This is a genomic window from Actinoplanes sp. NPDC020271 (assembly GCF_044388125.1).
Taxonomy (GTDB): Bacteria; Actinomycetota; Actinomycetes; order Mycobacteriales; family Micromonosporaceae; genus Actinoplanes.
Genome location: NZ_JBIRWQ010000029.1, coordinates 37516 through 50554, shown reverse-complemented (window position 1 = coordinate 50554; position 13039 = coordinate 37516). Strand labels below are relative to the sequence as shown.

The following is a 13039-nucleotide window of genomic DNA, read 5'->3' as shown; positions in this document are numbered from 1 at the left end:
CGCGGTCGAGACAGGGAGGCTTTGTGGCGGACTTCGTAGGCGCGATCGACCAGGGCACGACCAGCACCCGGTTCATGATCTTCGACCGGGCGGGCACGGAGATCGGCCGCAGCCAGATCGAGCACCGGCAGATCCTCCCGGCCGCCGGGTGGGTCGAGCACGACGCGCGGGAGATCTGGGAGAACGTCCGCAAGACCGTCGACGGCGCGTTGGCCAATGCCGGACTCGTCACCGCCGACCTGGCCGCGATCGGGATCGCCAATCAGCGCGAGACGGTGGTGTTGTGGGACCGGACGACCGGTGAGCCGGTTGCCCCCGCGATCGTCTGGCAGGACACCCGTACCGCCGCGGATCTCAAGGAACTCGATGCGGAACTGCTCCGGGAACGCACGGGACTGCCGCCGGCGACGTATTTCTCGGCGACGAAAGCGCGCTGGCTGCTCGACCGGGACCCGGAACTGCGAAAACGGGCCGAGCGCGGGGACGTGCTGTTCGGGACGATGGACAGCTGGCTGATCTGGAACCTGACCGGCGGCGAGCTGCACGCGACCGACGTGACGAATGCCAGCCGCACGCAGCTGATGAATCTGACGACGCTCGACTGGGATCCCGTACTGACGGAGATCTTCGACATTCCGCGGGCGATGCTGCCGGAGATCCGGTCGTCGGCCGGGACCTACGGGGTGACCTCGTCGAACGTGCCGCTCGCGGCGGCGATCGGCGACCAGCAGGCGGCGCTGTTCGGGCAGACGTGTTTCGAGCCGGGGGACGCCAAATGCACGTACGGCACCGGGAATTTCGTTCTTCTCAACACCGGGACCACGCCGGTCCGATCCACGCACGGTCTCCTGACGACGGTCGCCTATCAGTTCGAGAGCCAATTGCCGGTGTACGCCCTGGAAGGCTCCGTCGCGGCGACCGGCTCGGCCATTCAATGGCTGCGTGACCAGCTCGGCATCCTGGAATCCGCGGCCGACAGCGAAACGTTCGCCGCCCGCGTCGACGACACCGCCGGCGTCTATTTCGTGCCCGCGTTCTCGGGACTGTTCGCGCCCTACTGGCGGCCGGACGCGCGCGCCGCGATCGTCGGCCTGTCCCGTTTCCACAATGCCGCGCACCTCACCCGGGCCGCGCTCGAAGCCATCTGCTACCAGACGCGCGACGTCGTGGCGGCGATGGCGCAGGACTCCGGCACCGAGCTGGACTGCCTGCAGGTCGACGGCGGGGTGACCGCGAACGCGCTCTGCATGCAGTTGCAGGCGGACATCCTCGGCGTGCCGGTGAGCAGGCCGGCCGTCGCCGAGACCACGGCGCTGGGCGCGGCCTACGCGGCCGGGCTGGCCGTCGGTTTCTGGAAGTCCGAGGAGGAGTTGCGCGCCAACCGCCGGGAGGACCGGCAGTGGTCGCCGGCCTGGACCGGGCAACGTCGCACCGAAGGCATCGCCCGCTGGAAAGCGGCCGTGAACCGCACCCTCGACTGGGTCTAGGAAGGATCGGCAATGAACACGGGAAAGATCTCATCGCAGTCGCGTGCGGCCGCATACAAGACCATGGCCGGTGAAGAACTCGACGTGCTGGTCGTCGGCGCCGGCGTGGTCGGCGCGGGCGCGGCCCTGGACGCGGCGACCCGCGGGCTGTCGGTCGGCCTGCTGGAGGCGCGCGACTTCGCCAGCGGCACGTCGAGCCGGTCCAGCAAGCTGATCCACGGTGGCCTGCGCTACCTCGAGATGCTCGACTTCGCACTGGTCCGGGAGGCGCTCAAGGAGCGTGGCCTGCTGATCAACCGGCTCGCGCCGCACCTGGTCCGGCCGGTGCCGTTCCTCTACCCGCTGCAGCACCGCGCGTGGGAGCGGCTCTACGTCGGGGCCGGCATCGCGCTCTACGACACCCTGGCCCTGGCCGGCAGCGCCGGGGTCGGCGTGCCGATGCACAAGCACCTGAGCCGGACCGAGGCACTGCGGGCGTTCCCGTCGCTGCGGCCGGAGTCGCTGGTCGGCGCGATCCGGTACTACGACGCGCAGGTGGACGACGCGCGGCACACGATGTTCCTGGTGCGGACCGCGGCCGCGTACGGCGCGCAGGTCGCCGCCCGCACCGAGGTGATCGCGTTCCTGCGCGAGGGCCGCCGGGTCGTCGGGGTCCGTGCCCGGGACGCCGAGAGCGGCGCCGAGTTCGAGGTCCGGGCCCGCACGCTGATCAACGCGACCGGCGTGTGGACCGGCGACAGCCAGGCGCTCCTCGAGGGCGAGCAGGGGCAGTTCCGGATCACGGCCAGCAAGGGCATCCACATCGTGGTGCCGCGCGAGAAGATCTCCGGGCACACCGGGATGATCCTGCGCACGTCGAAGAGCGTGCTGTTCGTGATCCCGTGGGACACCCACTGGATCATCGGCACCACCGACACCGAGTGGGACCTGGACAAGGCGCACCCGGCCGCGTCCCGGGCCGACGTCGACTACCTGCTCGACGAGGTCAACAAGGCGCTGGCGACGCCGCTGACCGCCGACGACGTGCAAGGGGTGTACGCCGGGCTGCGCCCGTTGCTGTCGGCGCAGGCGGACAGCACGGCCAAGCTGTCGCGTGAGCACGCGGTCGGGACGCCCGTGCCCGGCATGGTCGTGGTGGCGGGCGGCAAGTACACGACGTACCGGGTGATGGCCAAGGACGCGGTGGACGCCGCCGTGAAACAGCTCGGCACCCGGGTCCCGGCGTCGTGCACCGAGCAGGTGCCGCTGCTGGGCGCGGACGGATACCGCGCGGCGTGGAACCGGCGCTCGCAGCTGGCCCGCATCCATCGCGTGCCGGTGTTCCGCATCGAGCGCCTGCTGCGCCGGTACGGGACGCTCGCCGACGAGGTGCTGGCGCTGGTCGAGGCGGACCCGGCGCTCGGTCAGCCGCTCGACGGGGCGGCCGACTACCTCAAGGCCGAGGTCGTCTACGCGGCCACCCACGAGGGCGCTCGCCACCTCGAGGATGTGCTGACCCGGCGGACCCGGATCTCGATCGAGACCCCCGACCGGGGCGTCGCCGCCGCCCGGACCACCGCGAGGCTGATCGCCGAGGCGCTGGGCTGGGACGACGCCGAGGTGGAGAAGGAGATTTCGCTGTACGAGGCCCGGGTGGTCGCCGAGCTGGCCGCCCAGGAGCAGCCGGACGACGAGACCGCCGCCGCCACCCGGCGCGATGCCCCGGACGTGGCGCCCCTCGCGGTGTGATGCCGTGGGCGGACCGGCCCCGGTAAGGTCGGGGCCGGTCCAGCCCGTGGAGAGGTAACGATGAGCATCAGCACCAGTGAGAGCACCGCGCGGCTGGCGGTGCTCGTCGACGCGGACAACGCACAGCCGGCGATCGTCGAGGGGCTGCTCGCCGAGGTCGCCAAGTACGGGACGGCGCACGTCAAACGCGCCTACGGCGACTGGACCGGGACGAACCTGCGCGGCTGGAAGGAACACCTGCTGGCGTACAGCATCCAGCCGATCCAGCAGTTCGCGTACACCACCGGGAAGAACGCGACCGACGCGGCGATGGTGATCGACGCGATGGACCTGCTCTACTCCGGGCGGCTCGACGGGTTCTGCATCGTCTCCAGCGACAGCGACTTCACCCGGCTGGCGGCGCGCATCCGCGAGTCCGGGCTGATCGTGTACGGCTTCGGCGAGCGCAAGACCCCGAAGCCGTTCGTGGCGGCGTGCGACAAGTTCATCTACACCGAGAACCTGACCGCCCCGCACAACCCGGCCGAGCCGGCCGACGCCCCGGCGGAAACCCGCACTCCGGTGGCCGGCGTCCGCCTCAAGTCGGACAGCGCACTGGTCAACAAGCTGCGCAACGCGGTCGAGGCGGCCTCCGACGACGACGGCTGGGCGTCCCTGGCCGCGGCCGGGCACATCCTGATCAAGCAGAGCCCCGACTTCGACGCGCGCAACTGGGGCTACACCAAGCTCAGCGACCTGCTCGCGGCGACCGGGCTGTTCGAGTCGGAGCGCCGGCAGCCGGAGAAGGGCAAGAACGCCGTCATCTACGTGAAAGACCGCCGCCGCCGCGGTTAGCCGCGGGATCCGGACAGGTCGATCCGGACGTCGCCGGCGCTGCTGACCCCGGCCCAGGCGCACTCCCGGGTCCGGTCCAGGATCCAGCCGGCCGGGCGGCAGCCGCCGTGCCAGCCGCGAGCCTCGAGGTGCCGGTTCACCTCGGCCAGCAGCTCGGCGGAACTCTGCCCGGGACGGCCGGCGACCGTGATGCCCCGGTGCACGTGCCACTGCCGCAGCCGACGTCCTCCACGGTCGCGGTCAGACCGCCCGGCATCGGCAACACCTCCTCGGCCGAGGGGTAGAACGGCGCCGGGCGCAGCCCCACCCCGGCGAGGCAGAGGACCGGTATCGTCAGGACGCCGACGAGAACCATCGGCCAGGTGCGGCGCGGCTCCCGGCCCCAGGCCACGACCATGATCAGGACGGCCAGCCCGAAACCGCCGAACGTGGCCTCGGCCGTCGCCCGCGGGAACAGATGGGCCAGGAGCGCGGCGGCCACGGCGACGACGGCGAGGACGGCGGCGACCGGCCGGCGGCGGCGCGGATCAGGGGTGGCCGGAAGCCACAGGAGCAGGATCAGTCCGATGAGGATCAGCTGCGGCACGCCGTGATCCTGCTATTCCAGGTCAAGCTGGAGGTGGCCGGGCAGGCGGTAGCCGTGGTCGTCGAGGTGGCAGGCGGCGCGGACCCGCTTGGTGTGGCCCGTGGGCAAGGTGACCAGGGAGCCCGGCGGGACGTCGGTGTCCGGTGGGCAGAAGACGACCTTGCGGTTGACGACGCACGGGCCGACCGTGGTGGGCTCGGCCCAACGGTTGCCGCGGCGCGCCGCGACCCGGACCGTGGTCGGTTCCGGGGTGTGCAGCAGCGCGAACTCCAGCCAGGTCATGACGTTCTCCCTCCCACGGTGTCCCCTTCCGGGCCGTCGCCGACCGTCGCCGCCCAGGCCTCGGCGTCGTCGCGCGGTTCGTAGCCGATCGCCGCTCCTCCGGCCCGCGACCACCACCGGCGGGTGTTCGCCGAGACACCCCAGACCAGGTGGTAACCGGTCGCGGTCAGGGACGCCTCGACCAGGCGGGCCAGGTCGTCCGGGGAGAGCCAGACGCACAGGTCTCGCGGCTCGACCGGCTCCGGCTTGCAGGCGCCGATCCGCAGGCAGATCACGTGCAGGCCGTACCGGTCGTGGTAGAGCCGGCCGAGGCTCTCGATCGCGGTCTTGCTCCAGCCGTAGAACGAATCCGGCCACGGCATCACGTCGTCGGCCAGGTCGTCGCAGCGCGGATGACGGCCCACCGCGTGGTTGCTGGAAGCGAGAACCACCCGGGGCACACCGGCCCGCTGGGCGGCGGCCAGCACCCGCTCGGAGCCGCGCACGTTGACTTCCAGCAGGTCGTCGAAAGGCCGCTCGTCCGGGAACCCACCCAGGTGCACCACCGCGTCCACGCCCTGGCACGCCTTCTCGACCGCGTCGCCGTCGGTGACGTCCAGCGCCTCGATCCCCTCGGCCGGGCGCGGATCGGTCAGACGCAGCTCGTGGCCGCCGAGCCGGTCGCGGAGCATGCCGCCGACCGCGCCCGCGGCACCGGTGATCAGCAGAACAGCCATGGAGATCCAGTGCCCGCCGGAGCCGGGCGGAAACTTACGCCTCGCCGCTCTCCCGGTTCTGCCGCAGACTGTCCAGCCGGGCCTGGGCCCGCTCGACAGCCGCGCGGGACCGCTCCAGGAACGCGTTGCTGCGGTCGAGCCGGGCGACCTCGCGGGCGAACGCGTCCTCCATGCCGCCGATCGGATCCTCCGGAGGGTGGCCGACCGTCTCGCGGCGGTTGAGATCCCGCTCGCGGGCGGTCTGCGAATGCTCCCGCTCGTTGGCCCGCACCTCCCGGGCATCCGCCGCGATGACCTGCTCGTCGAGCAGATGCTCACGGATCAGCACCAGGCGCTCCCGCTCCGCGACGGTCTCCTCCCGCAGGTGAAGGGCAGCCTCCCGACGCTCGAGTTCGTGCCGGAGGGAATCCAGCCGCCGGTGTTCGGCAGAGTCGTCGGGAGCCACACCACGATGATAGGAAGCCGACGGGTCAACGCGACAACACGAAGTCGGAAAGTGCCTTGGCGTCGCCGGCGTCGATCCACTCGAACGTACCCCGCAACTGGTCCGACCGCTGATCGACGGTCGACACCGCGGCCGTCATCTCGCCCCACGGCATGGACACGTGCAGCAGCGTGCGCAGGATCGCGCTCGGCAGGTGCGGGCGGTCGTCGTCCGCGGTCGCCTGCAGCAGCAGCCCACTGGTGGAGACGTCCTGCACGTGGCCGGCGATCGCGACCAGGCGCTGGGCGTCACCGGTGTCGACCTGCGCGGTGCCCTTCGCCGGATAGCTTCCCGGGCGGCGGGGCGAAGCACGCCGCTGGACGACCCCGGTCGGGCTGTCGCCGAGCACCGTCATCAGGCCGCCGCGCAACTCCGCCTCGACCCAGGCGACGCCGGCGCTGCTGGTCAACTCCAGGATGCCGTACCGCCGGACGCCCGGCTCGTCGAGGCTGAGCACCGGCAGCGGCGGCAGCTCGGCGATGAACGGCGCCTTCACGTCGGCGAGGCAGACCAGCGGGATCGCCTCGATCCCCGGACAACGCAGCGTGAGCGTGCTCCCGGCGGCAACGGTGATCATCGGCTCCTCCTGACTCCCCTCTGACGTTCTCACGCAGAACGGCCCGGCTCAGCCGGTTGCCAGGATCCGGCCGGTCGGGCCGCGGCCGGGGCTTGCGCCGGGAGCGGCTCGTGGGCCACCGGCTCACGCCGGACGGACGCGCCGCGGCCCGGTGCCGGGATCAGCTCGCGAATTACGCACGGGACGCCGTAGCCGCGCTCGGGAACGACCGTTGATTCCGTACCGCCGGGATTTAAGGTTCTTTAAGGGTTTGATCGGGACCGATCCGTTGACCCGGCACCGGCCCGCCTGATTTATTGGCAACCATCTTGCCAATTCCCCCGCGGCAAGGCCATCCCTAACCCTCCCGAGGTCTTCCATGCGTAAGCGCACCCTGCTCACGATCGCCCTCAGCGCCGTCGTCGTCACCGGGCTCGGCGTCGCGGGCATCACCGACGCGTCCGCCGCGACCCTCGACCCGGCGTTGCCGCCCGGCGGGAACTTCGACCTGTCGGTGTGGCAGCTGCAGCTGCCGACCGGGTCACCGGGCAAGCCCGACACGATCCAGCCCGCGCAGCTCAAGGGCGCTAACGGGTACAGCAACCCGGCCTACTTCTGGACCGACAAGAACGACGGATCGATGACGTTCTGGGCACCGGAGAAGGGCGTCACCACGCCGAACAGCAACTATGCCCGCTCCGAGCTGCGTGAGATGAACGCGAACGGCAGCGCCGCGGACTGGACGCTCGCCGGGAACCACACGCTCAGCGCGCAGCTGCGCATCCCGTCGGTGACCAAGAACGTCTGCGTGGGGCAGGTGCATCTGGGTTCCGGCGGGTCGTCGACGAAGCCGCTGCTGGAGCTCTACTACCGGCCGAACGGCGACATCTACCTGGGCACGGAGAACTCGCCGGACGGCGGGCAGACCCTGCACAAGGTCGGAAACGTGGCGCTCGGCGTGAAGTGGACCTACGTCATCAACGTCACCGGCAACACGATCAACCTGACCGTCGACGGGACGAGGACCAGCTATGCGATCCCGGCCTCGTTCAACCCGTACAAGCAGTACTTCAAGGCCGGGTCCTACAACCAGTCCTCGTCGGAGAGCACCAGCAACGGCGCGAAGGTCAAGTTCTACAGCCTGACCGTCAAGCACTCGTGACGACCGGGGGCTCGCTCGACCAGGGGAAATCGATCCACTTGACGGTGTGGGCCCACGCGTAGTCGGGCTTCACCACCGACTGCGGCTTCTCGTAGATCACCGCGGTCCGCACCTGCGCCGCGTGCCCCGAGCAGAAGTTTGCCGACCAGCTTCACCGTGGCCCCGGTGTCGGCGACGTCGTCGACGATCAGGACGTTCGCACCGTCCAGCGCCGACGACTCCGGCGCCGGGGACAGCATCACCGGCAGATCGAGACGCTCATCGACCCCGGTGTAGAACTCGACGTTGATCAGCTGCGTGTTCTTCACGTCCAGCGCTTAGCTGATCGAGCCCGCGGCGAACAACCCGCCCCGCGCGACCGCCAGGATCAGATCGGGCCGGAAGCCGCTGTCCACGACCACCTGCGCCGGCTCCCGGCTGACCCGGCCGAACGCCTCCCAGGTCAGCGTCTCCCGCTCGCTCATCGCCCGCACCCCTCCGTCGATCTTGCGGGACACCTTGGGTCAGGGCACGATCGAAATCAGGAAATCGCGACGGTACGGAATCAGCTGCCGTTCACGACCGCAGCTACGGCGTCCCGTGCGTGATTCGCGAGCTGATCCGGGTGCCGGGCCGCAGCGCGTCCATCCGGCGTGAGTCCGTGGCCCGCAAGCCCGTCCCGCCTCGGCCCCCGGTCGCGCCTCGCTGTCCCGGCTGGTTCGCACGGGCGTCATTCGAGCCTCACGCGCTGGGGCGGTGCCGGATCGGGGGTCGAGGGTTTGACGGGGCGGGGGTTCGGGCGGGGTGAGGCGCAGGCGCGCGCTGCGGGGCGGCACCGGGACGGGGTCGCGGCCCGCGCTACGGGACCGCGGGGGTGTGGTGGGGCGACGATGCTCACTCGTACCGAAGCGGGGTTTTGATCTTGGGGCTGTCGGGGCAAGCGAGGCGCATGACGAATGACGGCTCCGCGCAAACGCTGCTGATCCTGGGCGCCTCCGGGGATCTGACCGCGCGACTGCTGCTGCCCGGGCTGGGGGCGCTGCTCGCGGCGGGGGACGCACCGCCGCTGACGTTGCTGGGCGCCGGGACCGACGCGTGGGACGAGGACCGCTGGCGGCAGCGGGTGAGTGACGCGTTCGGGGAGCATCGGGACGCCGAGCAGGCGGCCAGGACCTTGGCGAGTACGCGCTACCACAGTGCGGACGTGACGAAGGCCGAGGATCTGCGGCGGCTGCTGGCCGACGCCGACGGGACGGTGTCGATCTTCTTCGCGCTGCCGCCGGCGGTGACCGGGAAGGCGTGTGAGGCGCTGCTCGACGTGGACCTGCCGGAGGGTACGCGACTGGTGCTGGAGAAGCCGTTCGGGACGAGCGCGTCGTCGGCGGCGTCGCTGAACCGGCTGCTGAACCGCATCGCGCCGGAGGAGAGGATCCACCGGATCGACCACTTCCTCGGTAAGTCGACGGTGCTGAACATTCTCGGTCTCCGGTTCGCGAACCGGATCTTCGAGCCGCTGCTCTCGTCGGAGCACGTGGAGAGCGTCGACATCGTGTTCGACGAGGCCCTGGCGCTGGAGGGGCGGGCCGGGTACTACGACAAGGCGGGCGCGCTCGCCGACATGATCCAGAGTCATCTGCTGCAGATCCTCGGGCTGCTCACGATGGAGGCGCCGCAGTCGCTGGAGCCGGGCGAGTTCCGCGACGCCAAGGCTCAGGCGCTGCGTGCGACCCGGCTGTGGGGTGGCGATGCGAAGGAGTCGAGCCTGCGGGCGCGGTACACGGCGGGCAAGCTCGGTGACCGGCAACTGCCGGACTACGTGGCCGAGGAGGGCGTGGACCCGTCGCGGGAGACCGAGACGCTCGCCGAGCTGGTCCTGGCCGTGGACACGTGGCGCTGGGCCGGGGTGCCGTTCCGGCTGCGGTCGGGCAAGGCGGTCGCGAACAGCCGCAAGGAAGCGGTGATCACGTTCAAGGAGCCGCAGCGGATCCCGGACGGCCTGAACGGGCCGGAACGGCCGAACCGGCTGCGGATCGGCTTCGGGCCGGACTGCCTGGCCCTGGACTTCACGATCAACGGGCCGGGCGATCCGTTCGAGCTGGACCCGATCACGTTGCAGGCCGACTTCGGGCCGGGAGATCTTCCGGCGTACGGGGAGGTCCTGCGCGGCGTCTTCGACGACGACCCGCTGCTGTCGGTGCGCGGTGACGTGGCCGAGCAGTGCTGGCGCATCGTCGAGCCGGTGACGAAGGCGTGGCACGCCGGCGAGGTGCCGATCGTGGAGTACCCGGCGGGCAGCGACGGCCCGGACGGCTCACACCTCGATGTGTGAGCCCATGATGACGGTGCGGTCGCGGGGCAGGCGGAAGTGTTCGGCGGCGTCGGCGGTCAGGTAGGACGTGGCGATGAACAGCCGTTTGCGCCAGGCCGCCATCGTCGGCGCGTCCCCGCGACGCAGCTCGATCTTGGAGAGGAAGAACGACGCCTGGTCGATCTGCAGCTTGCCCTCGGTGCTCTCGTCGTCGAGGGTGCGCAGGGCGGGCAGCAGGTCGGGCGTCTCGGCGTAGCCGAACCGGACGGTCACGTGAATGATCCCGTCGTCGGCGTAGCCGAGGCCGTCGACGACCGTGCGGCACTCGCCGTCCTCGATCCGCGGCACCGTCTCCACCTTGATCGCGCAGATCAGGACGTGTTCGTGCCGCACGTGGTTGTGCTCGACGTTGGCCCGCAGCGCCAGCGGCGCGCTCGCGCTGCCCCGGTTGAGGAAGACCGCGGTGCCCGGCACCAGCACGGTCCGGTCGGGGTGTTCGCGCAGGTCGGTGATGAAGTCGCGCAGTGACCCCTCCTGCTGGTCGCGCTCGGCGGTGATCACCTGCCGGCCGCGCTGCCAGGTGGTCATGATGGTGAACGCGGTCAGCGCGATCAGCAGCGGCAGCCAGGCGCCGTGCACGAGTTTGGTCAGGTTCGCCGACACGAACAGCAGGTCCACCGCGAGCAGCGCGACCGCGCCGGCGGTGAGCAACCACGGCGGGGTGCGCCAGGTGTCCCGGGCGACCCGGAAGAACAGCAGCGTGGTGATGCTGATCGTGCCGGTCGCGGCCATGCCGTACGCGTAGGCCAGCGCGGCCGACGAGCGGAACGCGAACACCAGCGTGAGCACCGAGAACAGCAGCAGCCAGTTGATCCAGGGAACGTAGATCTGCCCGATCGACGAGTCCGAGGTGTGCGCGATCCGCAGCCGCGGCAGGTAGCCGAGCTGGGCGGCCTGCGAGGTGACCGAGTACGCCCCGGTGATCACCGCCTGGGACGCGATGACGGTGGCCGCGGTGGCCAGCAGGACCAGCGGCAGGCGGGCCCACTCCGGTGCCAGCAGGAAGAACGGGCCGCTGATGTTGGCGTTGTCGTCGAGGATCAGCGCGCCCTGCCCGAGGTAGCTGAGCACGCAGGCGGGCAGGGTGAGGAACAGCCAGCCGCGGACGATGGCCCGGCGCCCGAAATGGCCCATGTCGGCGTACAGGGCCTCGGCGCCGGTGACGGCGAGCACGATCGCGGCCAGCGCGAAGAAGGCGATGCCGAAATGCCCGATCAAGAACCCGACGGCGTACGTCGGGGACAGTGCCCGCAGGATGCCCGGGTGTTTCGCGATGCCGCCGATCCCGAGCACCCCGATCGTCGTGAACCAGGTGATCATGATCGGGCCGAAGATCCGCCCGACCGCGGCCGTCCCGTGTTTCTGCACCAGGAACAGCACCAGGATGATGACGGCGGTGACCGGGATGACGAAGTCACCCAGCGACGGCTCGACGACCTTCAACCCCTCGACCGCGGAGAGCACCGAGATCGCCGGCGTGATCATGCTGTCGCCGAAGAACAGGGCGGCGCCGAAGATGCCGAGCACGGCCAGCGCCATCGTGGTCCGGCGGCCCCGCTGACTGCCGGAGCCGCGCAGCAGCGTGATCAGCGCCATGATGCCGCCCTCGCCGTGGTTGTCGGCGCGCAGGGCGAGCAGCACGTACGAGACCGTCACGATGATCGTCACGGACCAGAAGATCAGCGAGACGACGCCGTACACGTTGGCGTCGCCGACCGGGACGGGGTGCGGGTCCTCGGGGTTGAACACGGTCTGCAGCGTGTAGATCGGGCTGGTGCCGATGTCGCCGAAGACGACACCGAGCGCCCCGACCACCACGGCGAGACGAACGGGGTCACTCGCTGAGGGACCGGACACGAGATCGAGCGTACGGCCGTGGTCATCGCCCCGGGACGGGATCGCGGGTTCTCCCGCGCGCGGCCCGCGTTGACAGCCCGCCATCTCATATCGATACTCGATGCATCGACTTTCGATAAGGAGATCTCTCGTGGCGCCATCCCCTCGCCGCTCCGGCGCCCTGCGCCCCCTGCGGGCCCTGCTGACCCTCACCGTCATCGGCAACGTCCTGTTCCTGCTCGTCACGCCGGCCCACTGGGTCCGCAGCTGGCGAGCCCCACTGGAGTTCTGGGCACCGCTCGACGCGCTGAAGGATCCGGCGCCCGACCCCCTGCAGCCGGCCTTCACGACGAAGGTCGGCCACGCCGACAACCATGTGCTGGTCACGGTCCTCGACCCCACCCCCGCGCAGACCACGCTGGAGATCATCGCCATGGGGGCGGTGAGCGCGGTCGCCTGGCTCGTGATAGCGATCCTGGCCCGCCGGATCGTCACGTCGGCTCTGCACACGGACCCGTTCACCACCACCACCGCTGACCGGCTCCGCGGGCTGGGCATCGTCATCCTCGCCGCCGGCGGCCTGGCCGGGCTCATCCGCCTGGCCGCCTCGTACGCGCTGTTCCACAGCGTGTTCCCGTCCTCCACCTACCAGGGCGACCTGATCGATCTCAGCCTCTGGTGGCTGCCGCTGGGCCTCGCCGTGCTGGCGTTCGCCGCTGTGGTCCGGCACGCCTGCGCGCTGCGCGCCGAGCTCGACGAGGTCATCTGATGCCTCCCGAGGAGCAGCACCGCGTCGACATCCACATCGATCGGCTGCTGGCGGCCCGCGGCATGACCCTCACCGAGCTCGCCGGGCAGGTCGGCCTCACCCTGGCCAACCTGTCCATCCTCAAGAACGGGCGCGCCCGCGCCATCCGCTTCAGCACCCTGACCGCGCTCTGCGACGCGCTCGACTGCCAGCCCAGCGACCTGATCACCGTCCGGAAGGCGTCGTCGGAGCCGACCACGAATGAGCAGTGAC

The 13039-nt window shown here is 70.6% G+C and carries 16 protein-coding genes; 7 read left to right on the top strand and 9 right to left on the bottom strand.

What is annotated here, in order from left to right:
* Positions 1-23: 23 nt before the first annotated feature.
* The 3 genes from glpK to ACH442_RS39805 are packed head-to-tail and all read left to right on the top strand — an operon-like array spanning position 24 to position 4049.
* Complete coding sequence (gene glpK, locus ACH442_RS39815; protein ID WP_396343311.1) at positions 24-1487, top strand: glycerol kinase GlpK; 1464 nt, start codon at positions 24-26, stop codon at positions 1485-1487.
* A 12-nt stretch (positions 1488-1499) separates the two neighbouring features.
* Positions 1500-3215, top strand: a complete 1716-nt coding sequence (locus ACH442_RS39810; RefSeq protein ID WP_396343310.1) for a glycerol-3-phosphate dehydrogenase/oxidase — start codon at positions 1500-1502, stop codon at positions 3213-3215.
* 60 nt (positions 3216-3275) lie between these two features.
* Positions 3276-4049 carry an NYN domain-containing protein gene (locus ACH442_RS39805; protein ID WP_396343309.1) on the top strand — a complete coding sequence of 258 codons (774 nt, stop codon included), beginning with the start codon at positions 3276-3278 and terminating at the stop codon, positions 4047-4049.
* Here ACH442_RS39805 and ACH442_RS39800 read toward each other — a convergent pair.
* From ACH442_RS39800 to ACH442_RS39775, 6 genes are read right to left on the bottom strand one after another with little or no spacing between them, the layout of a single operon-like run.
* Positions 4046-4189: a hypothetical protein gene (locus ACH442_RS39800; protein WP_396343308.1), complete on the bottom strand. Its 144-nt coding sequence runs from the start codon at positions 4187-4189 to the stop codon at positions 4046-4048. The genes ACH442_RS39805 and ACH442_RS39800 overlap by 4 nt on opposite strands.
* Positions 4186-4635, bottom strand: a complete 450-nt coding sequence (locus tag ACH442_RS39795) for a hypothetical protein (protein ID WP_396343307.1) — start codon at positions 4633-4635, stop codon at positions 4186-4188. Before ACH442_RS39795 ends, ACH442_RS39800 begins: the two co-directional genes overlap by 4 nt.
* A 12-nt stretch (positions 4636-4647) precedes the next feature.
* Positions 4648-4917 carry a hypothetical protein gene (locus ACH442_RS39790; protein ID WP_396343306.1) on the bottom strand — a complete coding sequence of 90 codons (270 nt, stop codon included), beginning with the start codon at positions 4915-4917 and terminating at the stop codon, positions 4648-4650.
* On the bottom strand, positions 4914-5633 hold the full coding sequence (locus ACH442_RS39785) for an NAD-dependent epimerase/dehydratase family protein (RefSeq protein ID WP_396343305.1): 720 nt from the start codon (positions 5631-5633) through the stop codon (positions 4914-4916). The genes ACH442_RS39790 and ACH442_RS39785 overlap by 4 nt, the downstream gene beginning before the upstream one ends.
* Before the next feature lie 34 nt (positions 5634-5667).
* Positions 5668-6078, bottom strand: a complete 411-nt coding sequence (locus tag ACH442_RS39780; RefSeq protein ID WP_396343304.1) for a hypothetical protein — start codon at positions 6076-6078, stop codon at positions 5668-5670.
* 25 nt (positions 6079-6103) lie between these two features.
* Positions 6104-6694, bottom strand: coding sequence for a PilZ domain-containing protein (locus tag ACH442_RS39775; RefSeq protein WP_396343303.1), 591 nt, complete (start codon positions 6692-6694; stop codon positions 6104-6106).
* Between the two features lie 358 nt (positions 6695-7052).
* Here ACH442_RS39775 and ACH442_RS39770 point away from each other — a divergent pair, with 358 nt between their 5' ends.
* Positions 7053-7835 (top strand): polysaccharide lyase family 7 protein, encoded by a 783-nt coding sequence (locus ACH442_RS39770; protein ID WP_396343302.1) that lies wholly within the window; start codon positions 7053-7055, stop codon positions 7833-7835.
* On the opposite strand, the gene ACH442_RS39765 is transcribed toward ACH442_RS39770, so the two are convergent.
* Both ACH442_RS39765 and ACH442_RS39760 read right to left on the bottom strand, forming a co-directional pair.
* The gene (locus ACH442_RS39765; protein ID WP_396343301.1) at positions 7808-8143 is read right to left on the bottom strand and encodes a phosphoribosyltransferase family protein; all 336 of its coding nucleotides are present in this window, start codon (positions 8141-8143) and stop codon (positions 7808-7810) included. The two genes, ACH442_RS39770 and ACH442_RS39765, sit on opposite strands and share 28 nt — an antisense overlap.
* Before the next feature lie 9 nt (positions 8144-8152).
* Positions 8153-8299 (bottom strand): hypothetical protein, encoded by a 147-nt coding sequence (locus ACH442_RS39760; protein ID WP_396343300.1) that lies wholly within the window; start codon positions 8297-8299, stop codon positions 8153-8155.
* A 464-nt stretch (positions 8300-8763) separates the two neighbouring features.
* Here ACH442_RS39760 and ACH442_RS39755 point away from each other — a divergent pair, with 464 nt between their 5' ends.
* On the top strand, positions 8764-10143 hold the full coding sequence (locus ACH442_RS39755; RefSeq protein WP_396343299.1) for a glucose-6-phosphate dehydrogenase: 1380 nt from the start codon (positions 8764-8766) through the stop codon (positions 10141-10143).
* Here ACH442_RS39755 and ACH442_RS39750 read toward each other — a convergent pair.
* On the bottom strand, positions 10126-12039 hold the full coding sequence (locus ACH442_RS39750; RefSeq protein ID WP_396343298.1) for a potassium transporter Kup: 1914 nt from the start codon (positions 12037-12039) through the stop codon (positions 10126-10128). The two genes, ACH442_RS39755 and ACH442_RS39750, sit on opposite strands and share 18 nt — an antisense overlap.
* A 130-nt stretch (positions 12040-12169) precedes the next feature.
* Between ACH442_RS39750 and ACH442_RS39745 the strand changes: the two genes are divergently transcribed.
* Both ACH442_RS39745 and ACH442_RS39740 read left to right on the top strand, forming a co-directional pair.
* A complete protein-coding gene (locus ACH442_RS39745) occupies positions 12170-12787 on the top strand; it encodes a DUF2975 domain-containing protein (protein ID WP_396343297.1) in 618 nt (205 codons plus the stop codon).
* The gene (locus ACH442_RS39740) at positions 12787-13038 is read left to right on the top strand and encodes a helix-turn-helix domain-containing protein (protein WP_396343296.1); all 252 of its coding nucleotides are present in this window, start codon (positions 12787-12789) and stop codon (positions 13036-13038) included. The genes ACH442_RS39745 and ACH442_RS39740 overlap by 1 nt, the downstream gene beginning before the upstream one ends.
* Position 13039: the final 1 nt, after the last annotated feature.

Bases quoted from the DNA above. Each gene is read 5' to 3' on its own strand.
- ACH442_RS39810 (WP_396343310.1), top strand. From the start codon at position 1,500: ATGAACACGGGAAAGATCTCATCGCAGTCGCGTGCGGCCGCATACAAG.
- ACH442_RS39805 (WP_396343309.1), top strand. From the start codon at position 3,276: ATGAGCATCAGCACCAGTGAGAGCACCGCGCGGCTGGCGGTGCTCGTC.
- ACH442_RS39790 (WP_396343306.1), bottom strand. From the start codon at position 4,917: ATGACCTGGCTGGAGTTCGCGCTGCTGCACACCCCGGAACCGACCACG.
- ACH442_RS39785 (WP_396343305.1), bottom strand. From the start codon at position 5,633: ATGGCTGTTCTGCTGATCACCGGTGCCGCGGGCGCGGTCGGCGGCATG.
- ACH442_RS39775 (WP_396343303.1), bottom strand. From the start codon at position 6,694: ATGATCACCGTTGCCGCCGGGAGCACGCTCACGCTGCGTTGTCCGGGG.
- ACH442_RS39770 (WP_396343302.1), top strand. From the start codon at position 7,053: ATGCGTAAGCGCACCCTGCTCACGATCGCCCTCAGCGCCGTCGTCGTC.
- ACH442_RS39760 (WP_396343300.1), bottom strand. From the start codon at position 8,299: ATGAGCGAGCGGGAGACGCTGACCTGGGAGGCGTTCGGCCGGGTCAGC.
- ACH442_RS39755 (WP_396343299.1), top strand. From the start codon at position 8,764: ATGACGAATGACGGCTCCGCGCAAACGCTGCTGATCCTGGGCGCCTCC.
- ACH442_RS39740 (WP_396343296.1), top strand. From the start codon at position 12,787: ATGCCTCCCGAGGAGCAGCACCGCGTCGACATCCACATCGATCGGCTG.